The 25143-nt window shown below is 65.7% G+C and carries 24 protein-coding genes and 4 pseudogenes; 8 read left to right on the top strand and 20 right to left on the bottom strand.

Going from position 1 to position 25143, the window contains the following annotated elements:
* Positions 1–24 precede the first annotated feature (24 nt).
* From ACJH6I_RS11050 to ACJH6I_RS11040, 3 genes are read right to left on the bottom strand one after another with little or no spacing between them, the layout of a single operon-like run.
* Positions 25–600 (bottom strand): class I SAM-dependent methyltransferase, encoded by a 576-nt coding sequence (locus ACJH6I_RS11050; RefSeq protein WP_135357397.1) that lies wholly within the window; start codon positions 598–600, stop codon positions 25–27.
* A gap of 49 nt (positions 601–649) precedes the next feature.
* Positions 650–1408 (bottom strand): helix-turn-helix domain-containing protein, encoded by a 759-nt coding sequence (locus tag ACJH6I_RS11045; protein ID WP_406784064.1) that lies wholly within the window; start codon positions 1406–1408, stop codon positions 650–652.
* A 37-nt stretch (positions 1409–1445) separates the two neighbouring features.
* Positions 1446–2006: a PadR family transcriptional regulator gene (locus ACJH6I_RS11040; RefSeq protein ID WP_135357399.1), complete on the bottom strand. Its 561-nt coding sequence runs from the start codon at positions 2004–2006 to the stop codon at positions 1446–1448.
* Positions 2007–2116: 110 nt separating this feature from the next.
* Here ACJH6I_RS11040 and ACJH6I_RS11035 point away from each other — a divergent pair, with 110 nt between their 5' ends.
* Positions 2117–2536 (top strand): nuclear transport factor 2 family protein, encoded by a 420-nt coding sequence (locus ACJH6I_RS11035; protein ID WP_406784063.1) that lies wholly within the window; start codon positions 2117–2119, stop codon positions 2534–2536.
* A 2-nt stretch (positions 2537–2538) separates the two neighbouring features.
* The gene (locus ACJH6I_RS11030; RefSeq protein ID WP_029104802.1) at positions 2539–3576 is read left to right on the top strand and encodes an LLM class F420-dependent oxidoreductase; all 1038 of its coding nucleotides are present in this window, start codon (positions 2539–2541) and stop codon (positions 3574–3576) included.
* An 11-nt stretch (positions 3577–3587) separates the two neighbouring features.
* Here ACJH6I_RS11030 and ACJH6I_RS11025 read toward each other — a convergent pair whose 3' ends face one another.
* The 11 genes and pseudogenes from ACJH6I_RS11025 to ACJH6I_RS10975 all read right to left on the bottom strand — a co-directional run.
* Positions 3588–4067, bottom strand: a complete 480-nt coding sequence (locus tag ACJH6I_RS11025) for a CAP domain-containing protein (protein WP_061003760.1) — start codon at positions 4065–4067, stop codon at positions 3588–3590.
* Complete coding sequence (locus ACJH6I_RS11020) at positions 4064–4435, bottom strand: DUF732 domain-containing protein (RefSeq protein ID WP_234785525.1); 372 nt, start codon at positions 4433–4435, stop codon at positions 4064–4066. Before ACJH6I_RS11020 ends, ACJH6I_RS11025 begins: the two co-directional genes overlap by 4 nt.
* The gene (locus ACJH6I_RS11015; RefSeq protein WP_061003758.1) at positions 4405–4989 is read right to left on the bottom strand and encodes a hypothetical protein; all 585 of its coding nucleotides are present in this window, start codon (positions 4987–4989) and stop codon (positions 4405–4407) included. The genes ACJH6I_RS11020 and ACJH6I_RS11015 overlap by 31 nt, the downstream gene beginning before the upstream one ends.
* Before the next feature lie 37 nt (positions 4990–5026).
* On the bottom strand, positions 5027–5602 hold the full coding sequence (locus ACJH6I_RS11010) for a hypothetical protein (RefSeq protein ID WP_061003756.1): 576 nt from the start codon (positions 5600–5602) through the stop codon (positions 5027–5029).
* Positions 5572–7050 (bottom strand): MCE family protein, encoded by a 1479-nt coding sequence (locus ACJH6I_RS11005; protein WP_406784062.1) that lies wholly within the window; start codon positions 7048–7050, stop codon positions 5572–5574. Before ACJH6I_RS11005 ends, ACJH6I_RS11010 begins: the two co-directional genes overlap by 31 nt.
* Before the next feature lies 1 nt (position 7051).
* Positions 7052–7263, bottom strand: a pseudogene (locus ACJH6I_RS11000) (mammalian cell entry protein); the annotation flags it as partial.
* Positions 7221–8504 (bottom strand): MCE family protein, encoded by a 1284-nt coding sequence (locus tag ACJH6I_RS10995; RefSeq protein WP_406784061.1) that lies wholly within the window; start codon positions 8502–8504, stop codon positions 7221–7223. The gene ACJH6I_RS10995 and the pseudogene ACJH6I_RS11000, both read right to left, overlap by 43 nt.
* Positions 8501–9529 carry an MCE family protein gene (locus ACJH6I_RS10990; protein ID WP_406784060.1) on the bottom strand — a complete coding sequence of 343 codons (1029 nt, stop codon included), beginning with the start codon at positions 9527–9529 and terminating at the stop codon, positions 8501–8503. The genes ACJH6I_RS10995 and ACJH6I_RS10990 overlap by 4 nt, the downstream gene beginning before the upstream one ends.
* Positions 9526–10835: pseudogene (locus ACJH6I_RS10985) on the bottom strand (MCE family protein). The gene ACJH6I_RS10990 and the pseudogene ACJH6I_RS10985 overlap by 4 nt, the downstream one beginning before the upstream one ends.
* Before the next feature lie 5 nt (positions 10836–10840).
* Positions 10841–11694, bottom strand: a pseudogene (locus ACJH6I_RS10980) (ABC transporter permease).
* A 34-nt stretch (positions 11695–11728) separates the two neighbouring features.
* Positions 11729–12124, bottom strand: a pseudogene (locus ACJH6I_RS10975) (MlaE family ABC transporter permease); the annotation flags it as partial.
* A gap of 745 nt (positions 12125–12869) precedes the next feature.
* Between ACJH6I_RS10975 and ACJH6I_RS10970 the strand changes: the two are divergent.
* Positions 12870–13124 (top strand): hypothetical protein, encoded by a 255-nt coding sequence (locus ACJH6I_RS10970; RefSeq protein WP_406784059.1) that lies wholly within the window; start codon positions 12870–12872, stop codon positions 13122–13124.
* 7 nt (positions 13125–13131) lie between these two features.
* On the opposite strand, the gene ACJH6I_RS10965 is transcribed toward ACJH6I_RS10970, so the two are convergent.
* Together ACJH6I_RS10965 and ACJH6I_RS10960 are read right to left on the bottom strand one after the other, a co-directional pair.
* Positions 13132–14739, bottom strand: a complete 1608-nt coding sequence (locus ACJH6I_RS10965; protein WP_406784058.1) for a hypothetical protein — start codon at positions 14737–14739, stop codon at positions 13132–13134.
* Complete coding sequence (locus ACJH6I_RS10960) at positions 14736–15134, bottom strand: beta-galactosidase (protein ID WP_162563496.1); 399 nt, start codon at positions 15132–15134, stop codon at positions 14736–14738. Before ACJH6I_RS10960 ends, ACJH6I_RS10965 begins: the two co-directional genes overlap by 4 nt.
* A gap of 409 nt (positions 15135–15543) precedes the next feature.
* Here ACJH6I_RS10960 and ACJH6I_RS10955 point away from each other — a divergent pair, with 409 nt between their 5' ends.
* Both ACJH6I_RS10955 and ACJH6I_RS10950 read left to right on the top strand, forming a co-directional pair.
* Positions 15544–17568, top strand: a complete 2025-nt coding sequence (locus ACJH6I_RS10955; protein ID WP_162563495.1) for a PecA family PE domain-processing aspartic protease — start codon at positions 15544–15546, stop codon at positions 17566–17568.
* A 213-nt stretch (positions 17569–17781) separates the two neighbouring features.
* Positions 17782–19032 (top strand): DUF445 domain-containing protein, encoded by a 1251-nt coding sequence (locus ACJH6I_RS10950; RefSeq protein ID WP_162563494.1) that lies wholly within the window; start codon positions 17782–17784, stop codon positions 19030–19032.
* A gap of 9 nt (positions 19033–19041) precedes the next feature.
* Here the strand turns inward: ACJH6I_RS10950 and ACJH6I_RS10945 are convergent, their stop codons facing one another.
* Together ACJH6I_RS10945 and ACJH6I_RS10940 are read right to left on the bottom strand one after the other, a co-directional pair.
* Complete coding sequence (locus ACJH6I_RS10945) at positions 19042–20187, bottom strand: cellulase family glycosylhydrolase (RefSeq protein WP_406784057.1); 1146 nt, start codon at positions 20185–20187, stop codon at positions 19042–19044.
* Positions 20188–20279: 92 nt separating this feature from the next.
* On the bottom strand, positions 20280–20864 hold the full coding sequence (locus tag ACJH6I_RS10940; protein ID WP_133426269.1) for a TetR/AcrR family transcriptional regulator: 585 nt from the start codon (positions 20862–20864) through the stop codon (positions 20280–20282).
* 94 nt (positions 20865–20958) lie between these two features.
* Here ACJH6I_RS10940 and ACJH6I_RS10935 point away from each other — a divergent pair, with 94 nt between their 5' ends.
* The gene (locus ACJH6I_RS10935) at positions 20959–22098 is read left to right on the top strand and encodes an acyl-CoA dehydrogenase family protein (RefSeq protein ID WP_133426270.1); all 1140 of its coding nucleotides are present in this window, start codon (positions 20959–20961) and stop codon (positions 22096–22098) included.
* A gap of 12 nt (positions 22099–22110) precedes the next feature.
* Here ACJH6I_RS10935 and ACJH6I_RS10930 read toward each other — a convergent pair whose 3' ends face one another.
* Together ACJH6I_RS10930 and ACJH6I_RS10925 are read right to left on the bottom strand one after the other, a co-directional pair.
* Positions 22111–23103, bottom strand: coding sequence for an alpha/beta fold hydrolase (locus ACJH6I_RS10930; protein WP_267326062.1), 993 nt, complete (start codon positions 23101–23103; stop codon positions 22111–22113).
* 184 nt (positions 23104–23287) lie between these two features.
* A complete protein-coding gene (locus tag ACJH6I_RS10925) occupies positions 23288–24052 on the bottom strand; it encodes an SDR family NAD(P)-dependent oxidoreductase (protein ID WP_133426271.1) in 765 nt (254 codons plus the stop codon).
* Between the two features lie 25 nt (positions 24053–24077).
* Between ACJH6I_RS10925 and ACJH6I_RS10920 the strand changes: the two genes are divergently transcribed.
* Positions 24078–24680 carry a TetR/AcrR family transcriptional regulator gene (locus ACJH6I_RS10920; protein ID WP_406784110.1) on the top strand — a complete coding sequence of 201 codons (603 nt, stop codon included), beginning with the start codon at positions 24078–24080 and terminating at the stop codon, positions 24678–24680.
* A 120-nt stretch (positions 24681–24800) separates the two neighbouring features.
* Positions 24801–25016 (top strand): three-helix bundle dimerization domain-containing protein, encoded by a 216-nt coding sequence (locus tag ACJH6I_RS10915; RefSeq protein ID WP_064858904.1) that lies wholly within the window; start codon positions 24801–24803, stop codon positions 25014–25016.
* Positions 25017–25143 lie beyond the last annotated feature (127 nt).

Genomic DNA, 25143 nt, shown 5'->3' with positions numbered 1-25143 from the left:
GACTGCAGACCAACCTACTCAGTGTCAGGTCTTCGCGGCACTGAACTGCATCACATGCCCAAACACCTTGGTACTCGTATCGATACGCAGCCCGTGGCGCCGTCCTTCGGCCGCCAGTTCATCGGGGTTCACCAGCCGGAACGGCGACCGGTCCACCCGGTGCACCGCCGTGGCCACCGGTGTCCGCGTCAGGTCGTAACCGACGAACACGCCTCCGGGCTTGAGCACCCGGGCGATCTCCGCGACCGCGGCCTCCCATTCGATGACGTGGTGCAGCACCAGGCAGCTGACCACCGAATCGAACGCGCCGTCGTCGAACGGCAGGCGGGTCGCATCGGCGCTCTGCACGGTGACGTCCGGGTTGTCCTCCAGCCTCCGCGCCGCGGCGTCGACCATCACCGGGTCCAGGTCGGTCGCGGTGATCGACAACCCGGGACGCGCCGACGACAGCCCTTCCGCGATTGCCCCACTCCCGGAACCGATCTCGAGCAACCGTTCTCCCAGCTGGTCGGTGGGCAGGATGTCGAGGACGGCACGGGTGGTGGTTCTCCACATGGCGCCGCAGCAGAAGGCCCGCTCGACCCTGGACATCACCGGCATTGCGGTCTCCTCCTCGTAGTGTCCTTCGAGTATGGAACCGCCTGCCTCCTCAGTACTTGGACGGATCCGTCGAATCCCGCAGCGCCCGGGCGATCTCGGACGGCGCCGCGCCGGTCATCTCACGGCATACCCGGTTGGCATGGGAGCCGTCGGCGAATCCGGCCAGATGCGCGGCGTCGGTGACCTGCTCACCGCCGGCGAGATGTTTCAACCCGGAGAGCAGTCGGGCCCAGCGGGTGGCCGCCGAGAAGGAGACACCGGTCTGCTGCCGGCACAGGCGGCCGAGGTAGTCCGGTGACACCGCGACCTCGTGCGCGATCGATGCCAGGTCCACGGATTCGGTTGTGCCGCTGTAGATCAGGTCCATCGCCTGCTTCAGCTGCGGATGCAGTCCGGGTTGTTGTCCCGGATCGCCGCAGAGACGCTGGATCAGCGTGGCGGCGGCCAACTCGGGGTCGGTGTCGAACGCGGCGGCCACGGCCTGTGCGAGCGCCTGGTCGTCGGCCGGCAGCCAGATGCCGTCACCGGATTCGCTCTGACTGAGGGCGTGCAGCGCTGCCCCGGGCCAGGTGTGCGGCGCCAGATACAGGGCCAACGTCAGATCGGTGGGCGCCGACCACACCGCGTGGCCGGCGCCGCTGGCGATGACGACGACGTGCCCGCTCCGGGGCGCCGCGCCGTCTGTTCGGACCGTCAGCGGACCCGTCAGGCCGACACCGATCTGCACCGCCGGATGGTGGTGAATCTCCAGGTCGCCGAACGTGCCGACGACCATGACCTGCGCTGGACCGATCTCCCAGACGCGCATGCCTCATGCTAACGCCGCGGCCGGCGCCGCACTTCTGCTAACGCCGCGGCTGCCGCCGCTCGATGACCTCCAATGCCTGTTGCGCCCACCGCAGATTCTCCTGCTCGAACGCGATGCCGCGCATCAGCGTCAGGTAGGGCCCCACGCGCTCCGCCTCGGACAGGAACATCGCCTCGCTGCGGCCGCCCAGTATGCGGCTGCGAATCCGTTCGTAGAGCTCGAGTTGATTGGTGGTCCACTGGATTCGGTCCCTCAGGCCCGCGCACACGGCCTCCGCATTGCCGCTGTCGACGGTGGACACCTGCACCAGTAGGTCGTCGCGCATGGCCAAGGGCTTCGGCGTGGCCTCGGTGAATGCATGCACCGCCTTCCGGCCGGCATCGGTCAGCGTGAACATCCGCTTGTTGGGCCGCCGCTCCTGCTCGACGACACGGGCCTCGATCAGCCCGTCGGCCGCGAGTCGGTCGAGTTCGCGGTACAGCTGCTGCGGGGTGGCCATCCAGAAGTTGGCGACGGACGCGTCGAAGCCCTTGGCCAGGTCATATCCCGAGGCCTCACTGTCGAGCAGGGCCGCCAACACGGCGTCACGCAGAGCCATGTCCAGGAGTCTAATAGTCAACAAAGTGATTAGTCACATATAGACATGCCGAGCTTGTCCCGCTAGCGTCACCCGTACCTAATCACCAAATTGACTATGCGAGGTATGCGATGCAGGCATTCCGCAAGGCGGTCGAGGCCGCTGACGGCGAAGCCATGGCCGCCTGTTTGGCCGACGACGTGGTGTTCACCAGTCCCGTCGCCTTCAAGCCCTACCCGGGCAAGCCCATCACCGCCGCCATCCTGCGCGGCGTGCTGCGAGTTTTCGAGGACTTCCGCTACATCCGAGAGATCAATGACCCCGAAAACAACAGCCACGCTTTGATTTTCGAGACCAAGGTCGGCGGCAAGACGATCAACGGATGCGACTTCATCCACGTCAACGACGAGGGCCTGATCGACGAGTTCACCGTCATGGTCCGGCCACTGTCGGGAGCGCAGGCCCTGTCGGAGGCCATGGCCGCCCAGTTCCCGCAGATCCAGGCCGAGGCCGCCGAAGCCATCGCCGCCCTGGCCTCGAAGGGGCAGTGAGCATGAAGATCGGTCTCGGCATCAACTACGCCGGCGGCTTCAAAGAGGTTGTGGCCGAGGTCGCCGATCTCGAAAAGGCCGGCCTGGACGTCGTTTTCGTCCCCGAGGCATACTCTTTCGACGCCATCAGCGCACTCGGCTATCTCGCCGCCGCCACCGAGCGGGTGGAACTGGCCTCCGGCGTCCTGCAGCTCTACACCCGCACACCCACGCTGACGGCGATGACCGCCGCCGGCCTCGACTATGTGTCCGACGGCCGGTACATCCTGGGTCTCGGCGCCTCCGGCCCGCAGGTGATCGAAGGCTTCCACGGCGTCCCCTACGACAGCCCGATCGGCCGGACCCGCGAGGTCGTGGAGATTTGCCGCCAGGTGTGGCGCCGCGAGCGACTCGCCTACCAGGGCAAGCACTACACCATCCCCCTCCCGGAGGGCCAGGGCACGGGGCTCGGTAAGTCGCTCAAGCTCATCAATCACCCTGTGCGCGAGCGCATTCCGGTGCTGCTGGCCGCACTCGGCCCGAAGAACGTCGAGCTGGCAGCGGAGATCGCCGAGGGCTGGCAGCCGATCTTCTACATGCCGGAGAAGGCCAAGGACGTCTGGGGCGACGCGCTCGCGGCCGGGTACGCCAAGCGCGACGCGACGCTGCCGCCCATGGACATCTACGCCGGACCGGCACTGGCCATCGGCGACAACGTCGAGGGAATGCGCGAGTTCATCAAGCCGCACATCGCGCTGTATATCGGTGGCATGGGCGCCAAGGGCAAAAACTTCTATCACAACGTGGCCACCAAGTACGGCTACGGCGCCGAGGCCGACCGCATCCAGGAGCTGTACCTGGCCGGCGACAAGGACGGCGCGGCGAAAGTCGTTCCCGACGAACTGGTCCGGGACATCTCGCTGATCGGTAGCCGCGAGTTCGTCAAGGAACGAGTGGCGGCATTCCGGGAGGCAGGCGTGACGGTACTCAACGTGGTGCCGATGGGTGCGACGACCGCCGACCGCGTCAAGCTCATCGAGGAGCTGCGCGAGCTGGTCTAGGCAGTCAGCCTCTACGCGCCAGGCTGACCGTACACCGCGACGACGACCGAACGGTCGGGGCTGTTCTCGGACCACACGCCCATGACGGTGTTGGCGCAGTTGGCCATGATCGCGTAGGTCGGCGGATCGTAGTACCACTGGTTCAATACATCCAGGTTGTTGATGGCGATGGACCGGTTGATCGCAACCGTCTGAAACACCTTGCCCCGGAAGCCCGCTGCTTCCGCGCGCCGCTGTGCCGTCGACCCGTCCGAGCCGAGGTCGCCGTCGAGGTCGCGGTTGTTCAGCACATCGTTCGCGTGCCACTCAGCGGCGAGCCGTAGCTGCGGGCTGACCGCCACGTCATTGGTGCAGCCGGCCTGGTGCTGAATGGTGTAGACGTTGGCGACCACGCTGTTGTTGAGGCGTGCGTTGTCGGCCTGGGCCACCGCAGGCAGCGCGGCGCCGCACGCGAAGACCGCCAGGATCACCCCGGCGAATCGGGTACTCACTGTGCCCCCGGTCGATAGTTGCCTGCGGAATTGCGCAGCGGCCCGATCAGCTCGGGGCACAGTTCGTTGATCACCTGTCCGACAAGATAATTCGCCTGGCCTTCGTCGCCACCCGCGACGTCGACCTTGATGTCACCGATGATCTGCCCGTAACTCCGGCCCGCGGCGATCTTGTCGCACACGCCGCGCCCGTAGGCGATGGCGGCATCGCCGCTCGGGAAGTTGAACCCGCCCCGCACGTTGACGCTGTTCACGTAGGTCACCGGGTCGGCCTGCACCGACGGCACCATCCATCCGGCCGCGGCCCCCGCGGCGAACAACATCAGCAGCCCCCGCGTCACACGGGATCGAACTGTGAGATCAGCCATCGATCGTGCACCTTGTCGAGAGTCACCCGCACCGTCGAGGTCGACGCGGTGGGCGCGTCGGCACCGATGGTGGTCGTCTGGTTCACGAAAACCAGTACCACGGCATGGTTTTCGGTCGCCGACACCGAGGCGGCGTCCGGAACGGTCGCGACCGCGGAGATGTGTTTCTGCTTGGCCCCGGGCGCCACGACGGTGTCGACCAACTTGGTGTACTCGTCGCGGAAGCCGCCGGCCAGCCGGCCGGTGGCCGACTTCAGCTCGGTGTCAACCGTTTCCGGCCGGTAGGACAGCATGGCGACGGTGCCGTCACTTGCCGCCCGCACCGATTCGGTGGCCGCGGCTTGCGCGAGCCGCACCGACCCGTCCTGCCAGTTGAAGTACCCCGCAGCGACGGCAAGCAGCATCGCCGCGAACGCCAATGTCAGACCCGTCCACCGCGCCCAGTGCTTCCGTGAATCACTCTGCACCGCTGCGGGTTCGGCTTCGACAACCGTCGCCTCGGCGGCCTCGGTCTCGTCGGGTTCGACGGGACGTTCTTCGACATCCACTGTCATGATCTGTCCTTCATGTTGCCCTGACCGTCCGATCTGCTCATGACACGAACTGGACGTTGGAAATTCGGGCGCCCGCGCCGTCCTTGGCGACGCTGATCCGCATGCGCCAGTTTCGTGGTGGACCGGCCGGCGCCTCGGCCAGCGAGGTCCGCACCGACACGGCGAGAAGTACCTGTGCCCCATCACCGTTCACCGATTCGAGTCCGGCTTCGGTGACGGTGCCCTCGGATTTCGATCGGGCCTGCTTGACCACCGCGACGAACGGCTCGGACCGGCGCTGGAAGTCGTCGCGGAACGCGCCGGTCGACGAATCGAGTATGCGGCGAATGTCGGTGTCCGCCTCGGTGTAGCTGATCGTGGTCAGGTTCAGCGCGGCCTGGCGTGCGGTCTGCACGTACAGGTTCCGCAGTTCCTGCGCCTGTTCGGACTGGTGTGCGCGAAAGCCCAGCCAGCCCGCCAGGGCACCGCCGGCGACGACCAGCGCCAGACCGGCTGCGACCACCGGCGAGATGCGCGCCAACCGTTGCCGCAGTGACGGTTTCCGTGCCGCGACAGCATCATCGTCGGCTTCGCCGACGGTGTCTAACTGCTCGGGGTCAGCATGCTCTGCCATGTCTTGCCTTTCTCGGTGGCGGCCAGGTCGGAGTCGGTGTACGGCTTCCCGTCGGGCCCGACGTACCCGCCGGTCACAGGGTCATAGGGCACCAAGGCCACCGGAGGCGCCGGGGGCGCGGGTCCAGGTGCGCCACTGGGGCGCTGCCGGGGATCGGTGCCCGGCGCGTACTGCGGTACCCCTTGCCCCGTCAGCGTGGCGTTGGGATCGCCCTTCCAGACGTATCCGTCGTTGAGGGGCACGTACTGCTCATTGCTTTCGCAGAGTTCTACGGTCGGTGCGCGCTTGGCCGGATTGTTCTCGCACGGAATGTTCCGTACGCCACGGACATTCAGGTCGGAATCCTGCGGAACCCGGCAGTACAGCTCACCGGCGGGACGTTCGGGATAGTCCACCTCGGTGGGTACCCGCTGCTGCTTGATCGGCAGGAAGCCGGTGTTGCACGGGGGCGGCAGGTTCATGTTCAGTTTGAAGTCCAGATAGATACCCCGATAGGGGGTCTTGAGGTCCGAGTCGGCGACCGCGATCGCCGACATCAACGCGGTGCCCTGCGGGAACAGCACCAGCAGTTGTTCGGTGTCGTGCCGATAGACCACCGCGATCTCGCCCAGGCTCACCATGTTGGCCAGCAGGACCGGCAGTGCGGGAGCGAACCTGTTGAACAGGGCGCGGCCCTCTTCCAAGGTCGGCTGGCCGAGCTTGAGCAGCTCGGCGAATGCCGCATCCTGGGCCTTGAACTGGCCGGTGATGGACGCGAGCCGCTGCGCCCACGTGGCGATCGAATCCGCTGTCTGCACTTGGGAGTTCAATACCGTGGGGCTCTCGTCGATCAGTTGCGTGATCGGGCCGACGGTCTTGCCGGCCGCGATGGCCAGCGACGTGGAGCCGTTGACGATGCGCGACAACTCAGGTCCGAGTCCGCTGACCGCTTTGTCTGCTTCGTCGACGACGGTACGCAGATTGTCCTGCGGGATGGCTTCGAGCGCCCGGTTGGTCGCGTCGAGCAGGTTGCCGATATCCGGCGGAATCCGCACCTTCGCCACCGGGATGGTCGCGCCGCCGCGTAGGGTCGGGCCGGCATCGGATTGCCCTGTCGCAGGGATCAATTCGACGAACTGTTCACCGACGGCCGAGCGGCTGTGTACCGCGGCCGACACGTCCGCCGGCACCTTGATGGCGGAGTCGAGGTTAAGCTCCGCGCGGACCCCGCCCGTCGTGACATCGACAGCCTTGACCCGCCCGATCTCGGTGCCGCGGTACGTGACCACTGACGTCGGGTACAGCCCGCCGGATTCGGGCAGCTCGACCGTCACGGTGTAGCGGCCGTACCCGAGCAGCGTCGGTACGTGCACGAAGCCGAATGCCATGACGCTGCACGCGATCACCGTGACGGCGCCGAGGATCGCCAGCTGGATCCAGACGGTCCGGGACAACCGCAGCCGCAGCATGTCAGTACCCCCCGAAGTGATAGGGGGCGATCAGGGGGTGCCCGCGGTGTACGGGCTGGGCATCTGACCGATCGTGCGGCCCCACTGCATTTCGAGTTCGGTGAGGTTGCCCTCCCACCGGGTGCCGGTGAACAGGCTGCTGTCGAGCCGGCTCAGCGTGAGGTCGATGATCATCGTGATGTTGGCGAAGTCGCCCCGAAACCAGTTGCCGAGGCCGGAGCCAGCGCCGGAGGTCCGGGCGCCGGACCACCCGGCGGCGGCGCGGGCAGTGGCTCACGATAGGGGTAGCGCGGGTCACCAGGATTTCCGGTGATCGCTTCGGGCAGCGTGAGATTCGGCGGTCCGCCCTGGCCGGTGCGGGGATACAGCGACGGCAGCGGCGGAGTACCCGGCTGACCGGCGCCGGGCTCGGTCAGCTGCGACGGCAGCAGCACGTTGGGGTCCAAGCCCAAGTCGGAGAACGCCGCGTCGACGAACGGCTGATCGAACTGACCCGGGAACAGGTTGACGAGTGACGCTTTGAAGAACGGTCCCGCACCCAGCACTTCGCCGAACGACATCGCGTACCGGCGCAACAGGTACAGCGTGCGCTGCAGCTCCTGCTTTCGGTTGTCGAGGATGCCGAGGACGCCGTTGAGCTTGTCGACGGCCGGCTTGAGTTGTGTCCGGTTGTCCTGCACCAGACCGGACAGCTGGACAGTGGCGGCGCTGACACTGGTCATCAGCGTCTCGACCGAATTACGTTGCGACAGAACCTCACCCAGTAATGCGTCGGTGTTGACCACCAGTTGCGCGATCTGGTCACTGCGCTTGGCCAGCACCGCGGTCACCTTGTTCGCATCGGCGAGCAGCTGCCGCAGCTTGGCGTCGCGGGTGCCGAGAGTGTCGGAGAATCGCGCCACGCTCTCCAGCGCCAGCTTCAGGTCGGGAGGGGTGTTCTGGAATGTCTGCGCCAGTGTCTTGAGTGCCGAAGACAGCTGCGTGGTATCCAGGCCGCTGATGGTGGTCGTCAGGTCACCCAACGCCGCAGGCAGGTCGTACGGCGAGGTGGTGCGTTCGATCGGGATGGGGCCGTTCAGGTTTCGGTCACCGCGCGGTGTCAGCTCCAGCACCTTGGTGCCCAGCACGGTCTCGGTCTTGATCGCGGCCTCGGTGCGGTCGCCCAGCTCGACACCGTCACGCACTGTGAAATCCACCCGAACCTTGGCGCCCTCCAGGTGAATTCCCGAGACCCGTCCGACGCCCAGGCCCGACACTCGGACGTCGCTGCCAGTCTTGATGCCGCCCGCGTCGGCGAAGTACGCCTGATAGTCGGACGTCCCCTTGATGAACGGAATCTTGTCGTAACTGAAGGCCGCGACGACGATCGTCACGATCAGCGCGATCCCGGTCACGCCCACCGCCAACCGGTTCCGTTCGGCCAGTGGCTTGATGTTCAACTTGATGCGCGTCACTTGGGTGTGCACCGCCCCGAATCCTGGCCGGCCACTTTGACGTACACCGGCTGGCCGCCTTTTCCGTTGAGCTTGAGCAGTGCATCGCAGAGGTAGAAGCCGAAGTAGTCGCCGTACAGCCCGTTGCGCGAGAGAATCTGGTACGCGTCGGGCAGCGTCCGCACCAGTTCGTCGACGTAGTCGTGGTCGGCCATGATCTGGCCGGAGACCCGGTCCGTCTGCTGCACAAACTGTTTGATCGGTTCACGAGCCACCGTCAGCAGGTCGGCGAACGACCGCGCCGCGGTGTTGATGTTCGCCACGCCGGTGGCGATGTCGGATCTGCGGTCGGCCAGCCCCTGAACGAGTTGCGAGAGTTTGTCCAGCCCATCGGCGAACTGGGTGTCACGCGCCGCGAACGTCCCCAGCACGGTGTTCAGGTTGGTGATGACCTCACCGATGAGCTGGTCCCGGCCCGCCAATGTTGTTGTCAGTGCCGAGGTCTGGGCCAGCACCGAGGAGATGGTGCCGCCCTGCCCCTGGAACACCCGCAGCAGTTCGCCGCTCAACGCATTGACCTGGTCCGGATCGAGCGCACGGAACAGTGGGCGGAAGCCGCCGATGAGCGCGTCGACATCCAGTGCCGGCGACGTCCGGGACAACGGAATGGTCTGGCCCGGCAGGAGTTTGCGCACCGACCCGGGGCCCTCCTCGAGCGCCAGATAGCGATCGCCGATCAGGTTCTCGTAGCGGATGGTCGCCGTGGTGCCTTCGGTGAGCGTCAGGTTTCTGTCGATGGCGAAGTCGATGGTGACGGTGCCGTCGCGGTGCAGGTTGAGGCTCTTGACCTTCCCGACCTCCACGCCGGCGATGCGAACGAAGTTGCCGCCCTTGAGCCCCGACACGTTGCTGAACACCGCCTGGTAGGAAGCCCGCGAATCGAAACGGAACTGCCCGAACACCGTCAGCAGCCCGAACATGAAGAGCAGGCTCACCACGGTGAAAATCACGACGCGGGTGGCGATCCCGCGAATCCGGCTTCTCACGGCGCCCCCGGCTCGGGTTGGGGTACACCCATCTCAACACCGGGCAGCCCCGGTGCCGGCCCGCCCGGGTACCGAATCCGCGGCGGTTCCGGTTGCGGTTTGGTCACCGGGAAGTAGTTGGCGAAACCGGGGAAACCGATACCCGGGTTGGGCCGCATGTCCAGGCCGTCACCGAAACCGGTGTCGGTCACCAGGTATTTGACCGGAAAGTTCTTGCTGACGTCGGGCAGCGAACCGCAGCTCGGCTTACCACCGGGCCCGCCGCTGGCATTGACGACGGGCAGGTTGTCGGGGAACCGGTAGGGGTCGGCGCCGGCCAGCAGCGCGGCGTCCATGATCACCGATTTACCGTTGCCGCCCATGGCATATCGACCACCGTGTTCGAGAACCATTGAGCACCCTGGAACAGGCAGGTATACGTCGGCGAGTATTTGTCGAGCAGTGCGGTCGTCGGCCTCAGCAGTTCCATCGACCGGGCCAATGCGGTCTCGTTGGTCCCGATGGTGTCGATGCCGGCCTGGGAGAAGCCGACCGCCGACAACAACAGGCCGTCCAGCTCCTTCGACTGGCGGGCGATCGTGGTGGCGGTGGTCGAGAACGAATCCAGGCTGGACACGATGTCCTGTGCCGCGATCGAATACGCCTGCGCGGTCTGCCCGAACAGCTGCCAGTCCGTGCGCACGGTGTCCATGCGCGGATTCACCTCGAGCAGAACGTGGTTCGCGTCGGTGATGGCTTGGCCGATGACGTCGCCCTTGCCGCGCAACGACTCGGCCACCGCCGAGAGCACAGAGTTGAGCTTCGTCGGACCGATCACCTGGACCACCGACTGCAGGTTCTCGAATACGGTGTTGACCTCGACCGTCACGTTCTGCGACTGCAGTACCGCACCTGACCGGAGGTGGCCCGCACTGGGACCGCTCGAGGGTACGTTCAGTTCGACGTACTTGGCGCCGAACGCAGTGCTCGACCGGATCTGAGCTTCGACATTTCCGGGCAACTGTGCAAACGGTCCCGGGTACATCCGGAGCTTCAGCGTCGAAAGTACATGTCCCGCAGTATCTGTGCGACTACCGATCGATTCGACCTCGCCGATCTGGACACCCCGGAGTTTCACCTTCGCGCCGTCTTCCATCACCAGGCCGGCACGGTCGGAGATCAAGGTCAACGGTACGAATCCCCGCAAGGATCCGGAGAACAGCAGCCACGTCATCGCGGTCATGGCGACGACCAGGATCACCAAGACCGGCGCCCACCAGATCGGGTCGATCTGCTCACGCCGAGTTCCGTTCGCTCCCTTCGCCATCCGGGTCAGCCCGCGAGGTGGAAGTTGCCGGACTGACCGTAGACGGACAGCGTGTGGTGAGCAGGATGAACACGCCGGCGGTGATCGAGGTGCGCACCGCGCGGCCGACGGCCTCACCGACACCGGCCGGTCCGCCGGAGGCGGTGAAGCCGTAGTAGGTGTGCACCGCCATCACCGCGGCGGCCATGGCCAGCGCCTCGAAGAAGGACCAGGCCAGATCGTTGGGGTGCAGGAACGTCGTGAAGTAGTGGTCGTAGACGCCCCGCGACTGGCCGTAGATCATCGTCGTGCCGAACCGGGTGGCCAGGAAGGACATCAACACCGCGACGGTGTAGATCGGGACGACGGCCACCACCCCGGCGACGATCCGGGTCGCAGCCAGGTATGTGACCACCCGGATGCCCATCACTTCCAGGGCGTCGATCTCCTCGTTGATGCGCATGGCGCCGAGCTGCGCTGTCGCGCCGGCACCGATCGTGGCGGCCAGCGCCACCCCGGCGGTCGCCGGGGCGATGAAGCGCACGTTCAGGAAGGCCCCCAGGAAGCCCGTGAGGGCTTCGATGCCGACGTTGGACAGGGTGTTGTAGCCCTGCACCGCGATCAGGGCACCGGTGGACAGGGTGAGGAACCCGACGATGACGACCGTGCCCCCGATGACGGCGAGCGCACCGGTGCCCATGCCCATGACCGCGATCAGCCGCAGCACCTCGCCCGGATAGCGCCGGACGGCGTCCGCGGTGGCGGCGAGGGCGCTGCCGTAGAAGGCCGTCTGCTCGCCCAGCCGGCGAGTCGCCGCGATCGCCTGGTCGGTGAGTTCGCTGAGGTGTGACGGGCGGTCGACCTCGACATCGGTTGTCATGGCGCCACTTTCACGCCGAACGCGGTTGCCAGGATGTTGCGGCGACCATCGAATACAGCATCGCCGCGACGAACGTCGCGGCGAGCACACGCGGTACGACCAAGGCCGGAATCGGCTTGACGCCAATGACTTTCATGGCGTCGATCTCTTCTCGGATGGTGCGCGCTCCGAGGTCGGCACACATGGCCGTCGAGCCGGCACCGGCCACGACGATCGCGGTGACCACCGGCCCCACCTGTGTCACCGAGGCCAGCGCAGCGCCGGCACCGGACAGGTCGCCGGCACCGACCTCGATCAGCACGATGTTGAGCGTGAAGACGATCAGCACCGTGTAGGGAATGGACAGCACGACGGTCGGGACGACGGAGACCCGGGCGACGAACCAGATCTGCTCGATCAGTTCCCGCCAGGCATACGGTGGACGCAGCATCGCGGCGAATGTCTCGCCGGTCAGGACGATGAAATCGCCGACCGCTACGGCGGGGCGTGCCCAGGCCGCGGAGGCGCGCGGAGACGACTGAAGCGTTTGCGCCACAAGCTGCCTCCCAGTGCCGATCCGTCGTCGAACTTGGCCCGGACGTTAGGAAGGCACCAGTTTGCTGTCAACGCAACAGAATCGGGTACGACGTCGTCAATTGCCGAAGATGCAGGTTGACTCAACGCAATTGCTTCGGCTCACCCGGATTGAATCGCACTGAGCCAAAACCTACCTACAAGTGCCCTGGTTACGGTGTCGCGCAGTCCCACGAACCCGTCCACCGCAGGCATCTCCCCCTTGTTGATGACGTAGTTCGCTGAAATCGCGTCGGCGAGGTCGGCTTTGCCGAGTTGAACGCCGTTACTCGTCGTCTTGGCCGGCTCGAGTCCGGTGTCGGCGTTCGGGACGGCCCGGACTCCTCTTGATCAGCCCATCTGCTCGCAGCTGTCGGCCGGCCGAGGTTTGCCGTCGATACTGCCCGGCGCTGCCGAACCGTGCCGCCGACAGCGATCAAATTTACGAATCCGAACAATTCTGAAAAGGAGAACGCGGACTTCCGTCGGCAATTCAGAAATTTGCGAGCTGATGAATAAAGCGGCCGATTCGCCGAAATAGCGAAGCGGCCATTGTCAGACCCGATCTAGGGGATCCATTTGCCCGGCTTGTTCCAGTGCCCCGGGGGCGGAACGAACGGCAGATGACCGATCTGACCTGGGGGAACACCGAACAGCTGGCCGACTTGACCCGGCGACGGGGCTGGAATCCACCACCAGGTATTGTCGGCGTTCGCCTGACCCGCGCCCAGTCCGATAGCAGCAAAGCTCAGGGCGCCTGCGGCAACAATTGCGAATTTATTGATAGACATGTCCGACTCCTTGTCAGCCCATCAGATGTCATGTATTCCATGATGCCACCGTGTGCTGTGGACCGCTATCAAGAATTGCCGGGCTAACGTTTGCTCACTCGTTGTGTGCGACACCCTGCGACGACGTCTCGGCGGCAGCAGCCTTCACCGGCTTCGCCTTCGGCGCCGCACCGCGCGGCGACGGATCCTTCGGACCGGCATCGGCTGCCTTGTCGACCACCGGTTTGCCGCTGCCCGTTGCGTTCTGCCCGGCCTTCTTACCCTTGCCGCGCTTCGGCGCATCGGCCTGCTTCGGCGCATCGGCTGATTTCGGCGCTTCGGACTTCGGCTGATCCTTGGTCGCTCCCGCCGAGCCCTTCTCGCGCGCGGGCTTCTTGCCGTCGGACTCTGCCTTGACCGCGTCCTTGCCGTCAGGCGCCTTCGTCTCAGGCGTCTTCGATTCCGGCGCCTTCACGTCGGGCTCGACGCTCGCGGGGTTCTTGGGCTCCGTGGACTTCTCGTCCACCGGCTTCACCTCGGGCTCCTTGCCAGGTTCCTCAGCCGGTTCCTTCACGGCATCGGGTCCGCCGGCGTCCTTGACCTCGGTCTCCTTGACCTCGGTCTCCTTCACCGGGGCGACCTTCACACCGGTCGCGGGCTCCTGCTTCGTCGCACCCGCGGCCTTCGGCGAGTTCAGTTCCGCCGCAACCTCTTTCATCGTGGCGACGGCCTTCAGCGCGGCCGTCGGGTTCACGGCAGCGACCGAGGTCGGAGGACGGATGATGTCGCCGATCTTCTGGATGATGTTCGAGATACCCGCGACCACGGCCTTCGTCACGTCGACCGCGGTGTTCGCCACCCATTTCACGCCCTGCACCACGGCGTTGGTCACCCATTTGACCGTATTGACGACGGCTTGCGTCACCGCCTTGGTGACGTCGACAAACGCATTCCACGCCGCGTCAACGACTTTCACCACGGCTTGCCCGATCTTGACGACGGTATCCACGACTGCGCCGATCGCCAGCCGCACCGCGGCCAGGATGCGCGCAGCGATGCCCTCGACGCCCCCGACGCCATTGAGCCGCAGGATTTCCTGCGCGATGACGAATGCGGCCTCCTTCGGGATCCAGTCCGCATAGAAGACGCCGAACTTGCCGGCGCCCGGCTGATCGTCGCGGGTGGTGTAGATGAAGATCGGCCCGCCGTAGAACTGGCCGTCGGTGGACATGGTCTGCCAGGTCTCGATGAGGTTCTTGATGAACTCGGCCTGAGTGTGCTCGCTGACGTTGTTGGTCGGCACCCCGTACTCGGTGATCCAGATCTTCTTGAGGCCGTCGCCGTTGGCCGCCATGAGGTCGTAGATCTTCTGAATCTGGGTGAACGGCGACAGGACGACGTTCTCCCCGTCGGAGAACTTCAGCGTCTCCTGGTACGGGTGGAACGCCAGCGCGTCGAAGTAGCCCTTCGCGCCGGCGGCGTACATACCGTTCACGTAGTCCACCGGGTTCATCGTGACGCCGCCGAAGGTGAAGACGCTGCCGAGCCCTGCGGCGATGACGGTCGCGGTCGGGTCAGCAGCCTTGATCGCCGGATAAGCGGCCTTCAACAGGTCGGTGTAACTCGACGGCGAGATCGGGTCGTAGAAACAGACGCAGTTGACCTCATTCCAGACCTCGTACGCCGAGATGGTCTTGCCGTACCGCGTCGCGACCTGGGTCATGAAATTCGCGTAACCGGATCAGGTGTCTTCGCACCGGGGAAGTTCCCGTCCGTCCCGGCCCAGACCGGCGTGCTGTTGACCATTGCGAGCACGCCCATGTTGCGGGCCTTCGCCGCGTTCATGATGTCGTCGATCGGCGCCCAGTTGTACTGGTTCGGCAGCGGCTGCGTGTACACCCACGGGATGTAGACCCGGACGTCCTGGACGCCCATCGATTGCAGCATGTCCAGCGTCGTGTCGATGTCCTGCTTCGACATCCCGTACAGGCTGGAGTCGGCCATCCCGATGGTCGACGGCGCCGAGACGATCTCGGCGGTCGGCGTCACCGCGGTGTGGGTTACCGGCTGCACCAACTGCGCCGCATATGCGCAGACCACCGCCAGCGGAATCAACACGGTCAACACCCGGTGCATTGCCCTGCAGCCGAGTCTGCCGATCCGTCCAGCCACCAAAGCCCCCTTGAAGCGCTACCGAGCGACGCGTAATCACCACTCAAGGCAAATTTACGTCCGCGGATGGTAACCCGTAGGCGATTTGCCGGAGTCTCCTCACCCACTGCACGTCAGCGGCGTGAGCCGGTACCACCTACCGGCGGCGGATCGCCGTCGTTCGCCAGGCTGCGGTTATTTACGATGCTGGCAAAATTCTTTGCCAGAAGCGCTGCGACAGCCGTTCACAACTGTTAATTTTCTGTCTGTACTGCGGCACGACACCCGTCTGCCAGACTGCAGTGCGGTAATGCCGCAGTAGCGGTCAATCTGCCGGGGTCCGATGGCCGTGCGGCGTGACTATGGAGGAGCCGAAATGGCTGGTGCACACCGTCGCCCGCAACGCCGGAAGCTGGCGGTATCGACATGGCTGGGCACCGGCGTGGCCGCGGTCGGGGTCAGTGCCGCACTCCTCGGTAGCGCCGCAATCGCGAGCGCCGCCCCGTCGACCGGCTCCGAGTCCGCCTCGTCGTCCGCGCCGGCTCAGCCCAAGAAGGGACCTGCGCAGAAGACCACCAAGAACAAGAAGAAGGACGCGGCCGCTGCTGCGGACGCGGCGGACACCAAGCCCGCATCGGACACCAAGTCCGCATCCGCCACCGACTCTTCGGCTGACGCTTCCACCGACAGCGCCAACGACGCCAAGCCCACGCGCAATCGCCGCGCCAAGAGCGACGACAACGGCCGGTCCGCGTCCGCGCCCAACGCCGGCACCGTCGCAAAGCCGCCCACGACCGCCGCCCAGGCGGTGACCAAGAATCCGTCGACGAAGAATCCGCTGAAGACCGCCGCAGCGGTCAAGCCGGCCACGGACACCACGACCAAAGACGCTCCGAGCGCGACGCCCGCCGCCGCGTCGGCCCCGGCGTCGGCGGCCTCTGCCCCGCAGGTCACCGTCGCCGCCGCCGAAACCTCCACGGCCGCAATCACTTCCGTCCCGAATGCCACTGTGAAGGCGCTGAGCAGCGTCACGTCGCCGACGGCCCCCGCCAACATCTCCGGGCTGCTGTCGGTGCTCGCGGCCGTCGGCCAAGCAGTCGGGGCCGCCACCCTGGCCACGGAGGAATCCCTGGCCGGGGCCGTGGTCGGCACGACCAAAACCGTGAGCAAGCTGCTGGGCATCACGCCCGCACTGGCCACCACCACCGAAGGGACAAGTGCCGCAGCGACTCTCACTCCGGCGCCCACAGAGACGTGGCAGCCGGGCCAGACTGTTACCGCGGACGAGTACATCAACACCGCGCTGGCTGAGATCGCGCAGGCGCGCACGCTCCTCGGCACCAGTTGGGTGAACGGGTACTCCCGATACGAGTTGCGGATGGCGGCCACGTATCTCACGACGTACCAGGCGAACCAGCAGACTCTGATGGACGCGTACGCGGCCAACCCGAACACGACGAACCTGACTGCGCTCAAGGCGAACGAGGCGCTGATCGGCAAGTCCGTGACCGCGCTGAAGACCGCGCGTTACTGGTCGGCGAATCGCGACATCAAGGCCATCATCGTCGACGCCACCACCAACGCCCGCATCTACGCGTCGGTTCCGCTGTCCATGTATGCGGGCGTGGAACCGATCGTCACCATCTCGGTGAACGGCGGGCCGAGCATCAAGGTGCTGGTGGACACCGGATCATCCGGCCTGGTGGTGAACGCCAAGAACGTCGGCCAGACCGGTCTCGGCAATTCAGTGGGCACCGGCACCGGCGCCTACAGCGGCGGGCTGACCTACACCTACAACACCTACAACACCACGGTGAACTTCGGCAACGGCATCGTCACGGCGCCCGTCCCGGTCGACATCATCACCGATCCGGCGCAGCAGACCGCGTTCGCCAATTTCCTGAAGTACAACGGCGTCGTGGGCGTCCTGGGTGTCGGCACCAACGCGGTGGGCCCGGGCCCCGGCCTGGTCACGACCGGCCTGCCCGGCGCGCTGAAGAACGGCATCTACATCGACGAGGCCGGCAAGACCCTGACCTTCGGCCCCAACCCGCTGCCGGCGCGCGTCACCACGTCGGGATCGCCGAACGTGATCGGTTCCGTCAGCATCAACAACGGGTCGAAGACGCCGATCAACCTGCTCATCGACTCCGGTGGCGTCACCGGCACCCTGCCGTCGACCATCATGGGCAGCACCATCCCCGTCGGCACCGTCATCTCGGTGTACGACAGCAACGGCGTACTGCTCTACACGTACACGACCACGTCGTCGTACACGCCGGTGGTGACCTCCGACGCCTACAACGCCGAGTTGATGAACACCGGGGCAATGCCGTTCCTGCACAACCGGATCTACATCGACTACTCCACCGCAAACGGATCGACCGTCTTCGACCTGTAGCCGCGGCCCGAAACCGGCCGCTGTTCCGCCACGCTCCGTGGTGGGACGGCGGCCGATTTCGTGTCGAATTCCGGCGCGCAATACCCAATCATCAGGCGGTTCGAGCGGGGTTAACAAAATACGCGATCCCGCGTTGCGGATCTGACGTGCCCGTTAGTCTTCTCGCACGTGGTCGCCGGTTAACGTAGTCCAGCTATTCACTGGACGCGACTGATGGGAGACAGCCAGGTGGAGAATCTCATGGCCAATGCGTTCGCCTACCCCTGGTGGGTGTACGTCACCATCCCGTTGGGCGCGGCATTCGTCGGCTGGGTCACCAAGATCATGGCCCTCAAGATGATGTTCTACCCCGTCGAGTTCAAGGGCATCCCGCCCTACCTCGGCTGGCAGGGCCAGATTCCCAAGCGCGCACCGAAAATGGCTGCGGTGGCGGTGGATTCGCTGACGTCGGAGATCCTCAAGCCCGAGGAGATGTTCGACAAGATCGACCCGAACGAGTTGGTCAAGGAACTCGCCGAACCGCTGCGACAGACCTCCGCCGAGATGGTCGACACCATCATGATGTCGTTCCAGCCGCAGGTCTGGCGCGCCACACCGGACCAGCTCAAGGACGTCGTCGTCAAGAACGTCGAGAAGCGCATCCCGGTCGCGATGGCCGCGATGTTCGACAAGATGCGCGGTCAGGTCGACCAGATCTTCGACATCAAGCACATGGTCGTCACCAACCTGGTGCGCGACAAGGTCACGCTCAACACAGTCTTCCAGGACATCGGCAAGCCGGCGTTCAAGTTCCTCATCACGTCCGGCCTGCTCTTCGGCTTCCTGATCGGTCTGGTGCAGGCCGTGGTGTTCGGCATCACCAACTGGCACTGGTCGCTGCCGCTGTTCGGCCTGCTGACCGGTGGTCTCACCGACTACGTTGCGCTGCAGATGATCTTCCGGCCGTTGGAGCGCAAGAACGTCTTCCTCGGCATCAAGTGGCAGGGCGTGTTCCAGCGCGAACGCAAGCAGGTCGTCGAAGGCTACGCGGCACTCATGGCCCGGGAGATCTTCACGCCCCAGGCGATCATGGAGAGCATGCTCAACGGCCCGTCGTCGGACCGGTTCTTCGACATGATCTCCACCGAGATCAGCGCGACCATCGACAAGCAGATGGGCTTCACCGGCAAAATCATCAAGACCGTCGGCGGCCGCCAGTACGTGGACATGAAGAAGCAGATCACCGACTCCATCATCGACAAGCTGCCCGAAACATCCACCTACATCGAGGGATACATGAGCGATCGCCTCGATCTCGAGAACGTCATGGTCAGCAAGATGATGGTGCTGGACTCACTGTCGTTCGAGAACCTGCTGCGCCCGGCGTTCAAGGATGACGAATGGATCGTCGTCGTGCTCGGCGCCGCCCTCGGTTTCCTCTTCGGTGAGCTGCAGGCGCAGCTCATCCTGCTGCTGGCGCACTGACGCAGGGTTCTAGGTCTGGCCGGGTGTTCCGGTCAACTTCCGGACGGTGAGAACCTCGCTGTCGCGGAAGGCCCGCCCGTTGGGGTAGAGCAGATCGCTGAACCAGACCTTCGGCTCCGCGGGGGACGGGTGCTCCCACGAATCCCACGGGAAGTAGGTCTGGGTCTTGCCGGCCACGAGTCCCCAGCTGTACGCACCGACGTTGCGCTGCTTGGCAATTGGCAGAATGCCTTCGACGGTGCTGCCCTGGTTTCGGGCGAGGTACTCGGTACAGATGATCGGCCGGCCCAGTGGGGCAAGCTCATCAATCCGGGCCGAGAAGTCGGCCGGCTTGGCGTAGCTGTGGAACGAGATGATGTCCGAGTTGTCCAGCTGGATCGACGCGATGGCGCTGCGCTGCGCGGGGTTGGCCCAACTTCCCTGCCACACACCGCTTGTCAGCGGCTGCGTGGGGTCGACGGCGCGTGCCCACGCGAACACCTGCGGGAGCAGGTCGGCAACGACTTTCATCTTGTCGCTGCGCTCGACCTTGCGATAGACGTCAGCCGGGTTGTCGGGCTCGTTCCACAGATCCCAGCCGAGCACGCGGTTGTCGTTGCGGAACAGGTTGATCACGCCCGTGACGTAATTCTGCAGTACGGCACGGTAATTGGGATCGGCAATGCGGTCCGCACCCGGGCTCTGCACCCAACCCGAGTTGTGGACGCCCGGGGTGGGCGCCCGTTGCACGCCGAGTTTGGGGTGCGGGTCCCAGCATGAGTCGAAGAACACGAACAGCGGCTTGATGCCGTTGTTCGCCGCGATGCTGACAAACTGCGTCAACCGCTGCGAGAAGCCGCGCGGGTCCTGGGCCCACAACAGATCGTGCAGGAAGACGCGGACGGTGTTGAACCCGAACCAGCGGGCGGCGCCGAGTTCGGCGTTGATGCGGCCGGGGTCGTAGGTACCGGCCTGGAACATCTCCAGCTGATTGACCGCGGTCGAGGTGATGTAGTTGCCACCGACCAGCCAGCCCTGTCCCTGGTACCAACTGTTGGCCCGTTCGGGAGTCCAGCGCGTCCCGGCCGCGGACGCCGGAGCTGGTCCGGAGAATCCGGCCATGGCAGAGCCGGCCGCCAGCAGCAGCGGCACCTTGAGAGCGGTTCTGCGGTCCACCGCACGAGGCTACTGATCTTGATGGGGTGCGTGGGGCGTGCTTATCGAGTTGCAACAAACACGATGTCGGGTGGTGACGTCAGTCGGCGCGCTCAGGCGTTGATACCGGCGGTGAGGATCGCCGCGAGCTCGCGATATGCGCTGGCATCGTCGAGTCCGGTACTCTCGCGGACCCGGCGCTGCTGGATGCGCACCATCATGGTCGACGCCAGGTCGGCCGCGAAAGACGCGTGGACATTGCGGAATTCGCCGCTCTCGACACCGTCGGCGATCATCTCGTGGACCCGCCGGGCCGCGATCTGGGTGTTCTTCTCGTAGACGCTGCGGGCCGGGGCGAAGGCGTCCAGGTCCACCATGAACTGGTCCGACGCGGCATCGAGCACCGTCCCCACCGCGGACAGATAGGCCGTGATCCGCGCCCGGGCTCCGTCGACTCCGGCCACCAGTTGCTCCACCTCGTCGGTCGCCTGCCGGAAGAACTGCACGGTCGCCGCGCGGACCAACTGCTCCTTGCTGCCGGCCAGCGTGTAAAGCGTCGACTTCGAGCAGCGCAGCCGCCCGGCGATGTCGTCGAGCGTGAGGTGGGCGAAGCCCTCGTCGAGGAACAGCGCGATCAGGGCGTCGAACAGCTCGGTGCGGCGGCGGGTGCCGAACGCCGGGGACGTGCGCGTGCTCACAACGGCATAGTACTGCGGGCCCTTTACTCAGTACTACTCAAACAGTACTGTGTCAGGTAACTCAGTACTGCCCGACGTATTAGTGGAGTCTCCGGTGCCTGTCGATCGCCTCTTGCCCAACGATGAAGCCCACGCGCTCATCGAGCTCACCCGCGACATCGCGGACAAGGTGCTGGATCCCATCGTCGACCAGCATGAGAAGGACGAGACGTACCCCGACGGGGTGTTCCCCACCCTCGGCGAGGCCGGGCTGCTGAGCCTGCCGTATCCCGAGGAGTGGGGCGGCGGCGGCCAGCCCTACGAGGTGTATCTGCAGGTGCTCGAAGAGCTCGCGGCCCGCTGGGCTTCCGTGGCCATCGCGGTCAGCGTGCACAGCCTGTCGTGCCATCCGCTGATGACGTTCGGCACCGACGACCAGCGGCAGCGCTGGCTGCCGGAGATGTTGAGCGGCAACCTGATCGGTGCCTACAGCCTCTCCGAGCCGCAAGCCGGTTCCGACGCCGCGGCACTGGCCTGCAAGGCCGTCGCATCCGACGACGGGTACCGGGTCACCGGTTCGAAGGCCTGGATCACGCACGGTGGGCTCGCCGATTTTTACACCCTGTTCGCGCGCACCGGCGAAGGCTCGCAAGGCATCTCGTGCTTCCTGGTGCCCGCCGGCACCGAGGGGCTGTCCTTCGGTCGGCCCGAGGAGAAGATGGGCCTGCACGCGGTGCCCACCACGTCGGCGCACTACGACAACGCGTTCCTGCCTGCCGAGCGCCTCATCGGCGCCGAAGGACAAGGCCTGCCGATCGCGTTCAGCGCGCTCGACGCCGGCCGGCTCGGTGTCGCCGCGGTCGCCGTGGGGCTGGCCCAGTCGGCGCTGGATCAGGCGGTGGCGTACGCGCAGGAGCGAACGACGTTCGGACGCAAGATCATCGATCACCAGGGGCTCGGTTTCCTGCTTGCCGACATGGCCGCCGCAGTCGACTCGGCACGCGCCACCTACCTGGATGCCGCCCGCCGACGCGACGCCGGGCTGCCCTACTCCCGCAATGCGTCAGTCGCCAAACTGGTCGCCACCGACGCTGCCATGAAGGTCACCACCGACGCCGTCCAGGTGTTCGGCGGCGCCGGCTACACCCGCGACTACCGCGTGGAGCGCTTCATGCGCGAAGCCAAGATCATGCAGATCTTCGAGGGCACCAACCAGATTCAGCGACTCGTCATCAGCCGCAGCCTGGCCAAGTAGCGGGCCGCCGGGCTACATCCGGCTGACGTCGATGATGGCGTTCGCGAATTGCGCGGGCGCTTCTTGCGGCACGTTGTGACCGATGCCGTCGAGGACGCGGTGCTCGTACGCCCCGGTGTACATCGAGCGATATCCCGCGCCATCCTTCGCGGCGCCGTCGAAGTCGCTCCCGATGGTGATCGTCGGGACGTGGATCGGCGGCTTGGCCTGCAGCCGTTGTTCGTCTGCCTCGTAACGGCTTTCACCTTCGGCGAGGCTGAGGCGCCACCGGTAGTTGTGGATCACGATGGCGACGTGGTCGGGGTTGTCGAACGCGCCGGCACTCAGTCCGTAGGCCGCATCGGTGAAGTGCCACAACGGCGAGGCCTTCGACCAGATCAGCCGATTGAACTCCTTGGTGTTCTTCCGGTAGCCGAGTTCTCCACGCGGCGTGGCGAAGTAGTACTGGTACCACCACCCCAGCTCGGCCTCCGGATCCAACGGCTGCAGGTTCGCGGCGCGATTCACGATGATGTACCCGCTGACAGCGACCAGACCGGCCACCCGCTGTGGCCACAGGGCGGCGACGGCATTGGCTGAGCGTCCACCCCAGTCAAAGCCGCCCAGGATCGCCCGCGGGATGTTCAGCGCATCCATGAAAGCCACGACGTCGGCGGCCAGTGCGGACTGCTGACCGTTCCGGACCGTGGTGTCGGAGACGAATCGGGTCGACCCGAAACCACGCAGGTACGGCACGATCACGCGGAAACCCTGATTCGCGAGCAGCGCGGAAACGTCTGCGTAGCTGTGGATGTCGTAGGGCCAGCCGTGCAACAGCACGACCGGCGTGCCGTCCGCCGGCCCCGCTTCGACGTAACCGACATTGAGGTCGCCGGCCCGAATCTGCTTGACCGCGTTCAGGTTGTGCTGCGGGGCGGGCGGCGGTGCCGCCTTCTCGGCCGCAGCCGGCTCCGGTGACGAACCGCATGCCGCCAACGACGCGGCGCCGACCGCTGCCGTCGCCATCAAGCCGAACTGCCTTCTGCTGAAGCCGCTCACGGTCCGCCGTTCCTTCCAGAGTGTCTCGATTCGGAGCCCACGATTCACCACCGCGGTGCCTGGCACCCATCTCACCGTCAGATGTGCATCGTGTCCAACGATGTATGTCGATAGGACACATCTGTTTGAGAGATGAGACCTGGCCACGATGTCAGACTGCCGCCCACCCGCCATCCACGCTGAGGACGACACCGTGAATGTTGGCGGCATCGTCGCCGGCCAGGAACGCGACCGCGGCTGCGACCTCTGCCGGCGTGCTCATCCGCCGGGATGGCAGCCGGTCGAGCACCGGCTGGACGTGGTCGGCGAACTCCTGTTGCCGCTCTGTCGCGATCGGTCCCGGGGCCACCGCATTGACCCTCACCCCGAATGGGCCGTACTCGTCGGCCCACGAGGTGGTGAGCGAATGGATCGCCGCCTTGTTGGAGTTGTAGATCGCCGAGCCGGCGGCGCCACGCAGTCCCGTGATCGATCCGATGTTCACGACGACTCCGCCACCGTTGCGCACCATGGCCGGGGCGATGATCCCGGTCAGCAGAAACGGCGCGAAGACGTTGACCTCGAAGGCCTCCCGCAGCACATCGGGGGCGACATCGGCGGTCGGCGTCGGCATCAGCAGCGTGGCGGCGTTGTTCACCAGGATGTCCAGCCGTCCGCCTGCCGCTTCGGTGGCGCGTTCGGCAAAAGCGCGGATCGTACCGTCGCCGCCCGAGAGATCGGCCGCGACGAACGACGCCTCGCCACCGGCCGCGCGGATTGCCGACACCACCTCTGCGCCACGATCAGGGTTCCGTCCACTCACCACAACGTGTGCGCCTTCGTCGGCGAGCCGGCGGGCGATGGCAGTGCCGAGACCTCCCGTCGAACCCGTGACAAGTGCTGTGCGGCCGGACAAACGCGTATCTTCTGGACTCATGAGTCCACATGCTGCACCGGGCAAAATGGACCCGCAAGTCCAAAAACTGACTACCAAGGGGCAGGCCACCCGCGCCCGGATCATCGACGGCGCCGCGGCCGAGATCCGGGAGCGTGGTGTCGCGCTGACCACCATCGAAGACGTGATGGCGCGGACCCGGACTTCGAAAAGCCAGATTTTCCACTACTTTCCGCGCGGGAAAGAGCAGTTGCTGCTCGCTGTTGCAACGCTGGAATCACAGCGCGTGCTCGACGACCAGCAGCCCCATCTCAGCGAGCTCACCTCGTGGGCGGCCTGGCAGCGCTGGCGGGACGTCGTGGTCGAACGCTATCGCCGACAAGGCCAGAACTGCCCGATCGCGGTGCTGATGTCCGAGATCGGCCGCACGAGCACCGGCGCACAGGCCGTCACGGCCGAACTGATCGACTCCTGGCGGGGCGCCATCGCCGACGGCATCGTGGCGATGCAGCAGCAGGACAAGATTGCGCACAGCGTCGACCCCGCGCGGGCAGCAGCCGCGCTGCTGGCCGGCATCCAGGGCGGAGTCGGCATCATGCTCGCCACCGGCGACCTCACGTATCTCGAAGCGGCCCTGGACGAGGGAATCAGCGCACTGCGGCAGCGATAGCCACCCGAACCGCACCGGCGTGATCTCGCCGGCTCACACGGCACCCGTAATTGTTAGTTCGCCTACAGGTCACCCCATCTGCGTTGACAGCCGTCAAGGCCGCCGAGAAGGATCGGCGGCATGGCCGCCAAGACCGAAGAGCAGGTATTCACCGAAATCGAGACCCGCCTCACGGCCAAGTTTGCGGACCTGCCCCCGGCTCGGGTGACCACCGTCATCGACGTCGCGCGCCGGCAGTTCGCCGACAGCACGATTCGCGACTTCGTCCCGCTCCTCGTCGAACGTCGCGCCGAGGAAGAACTCGCACGACAGCTGGCCGACGACTCCGCCATCTAGCCCTATCCACTCGGCCGCGCCGAGTTTGCCAGCCTCACAACGGGTTCCGGCACCGATCCGTTACCCGCCGAGACCTCTCTGTGAGGACTTTGAGGCTATTGAAACGATGCGGTCACGGTCGCGGCTC

It is taken from the genome of Mycobacterium sp. SMC-13, from assembly GCF_045311035.1.
In the GTDB taxonomy this organism is placed as follows: domain Bacteria; phylum Actinomycetota; class Actinomycetes; order Mycobacteriales; family Mycobacteriaceae; genus Mycobacterium.
The sequence above is the reverse complement of the archived record's forward strand: the minus strand, read 5'-3'. Positions and strand labels throughout refer to the sequence as shown.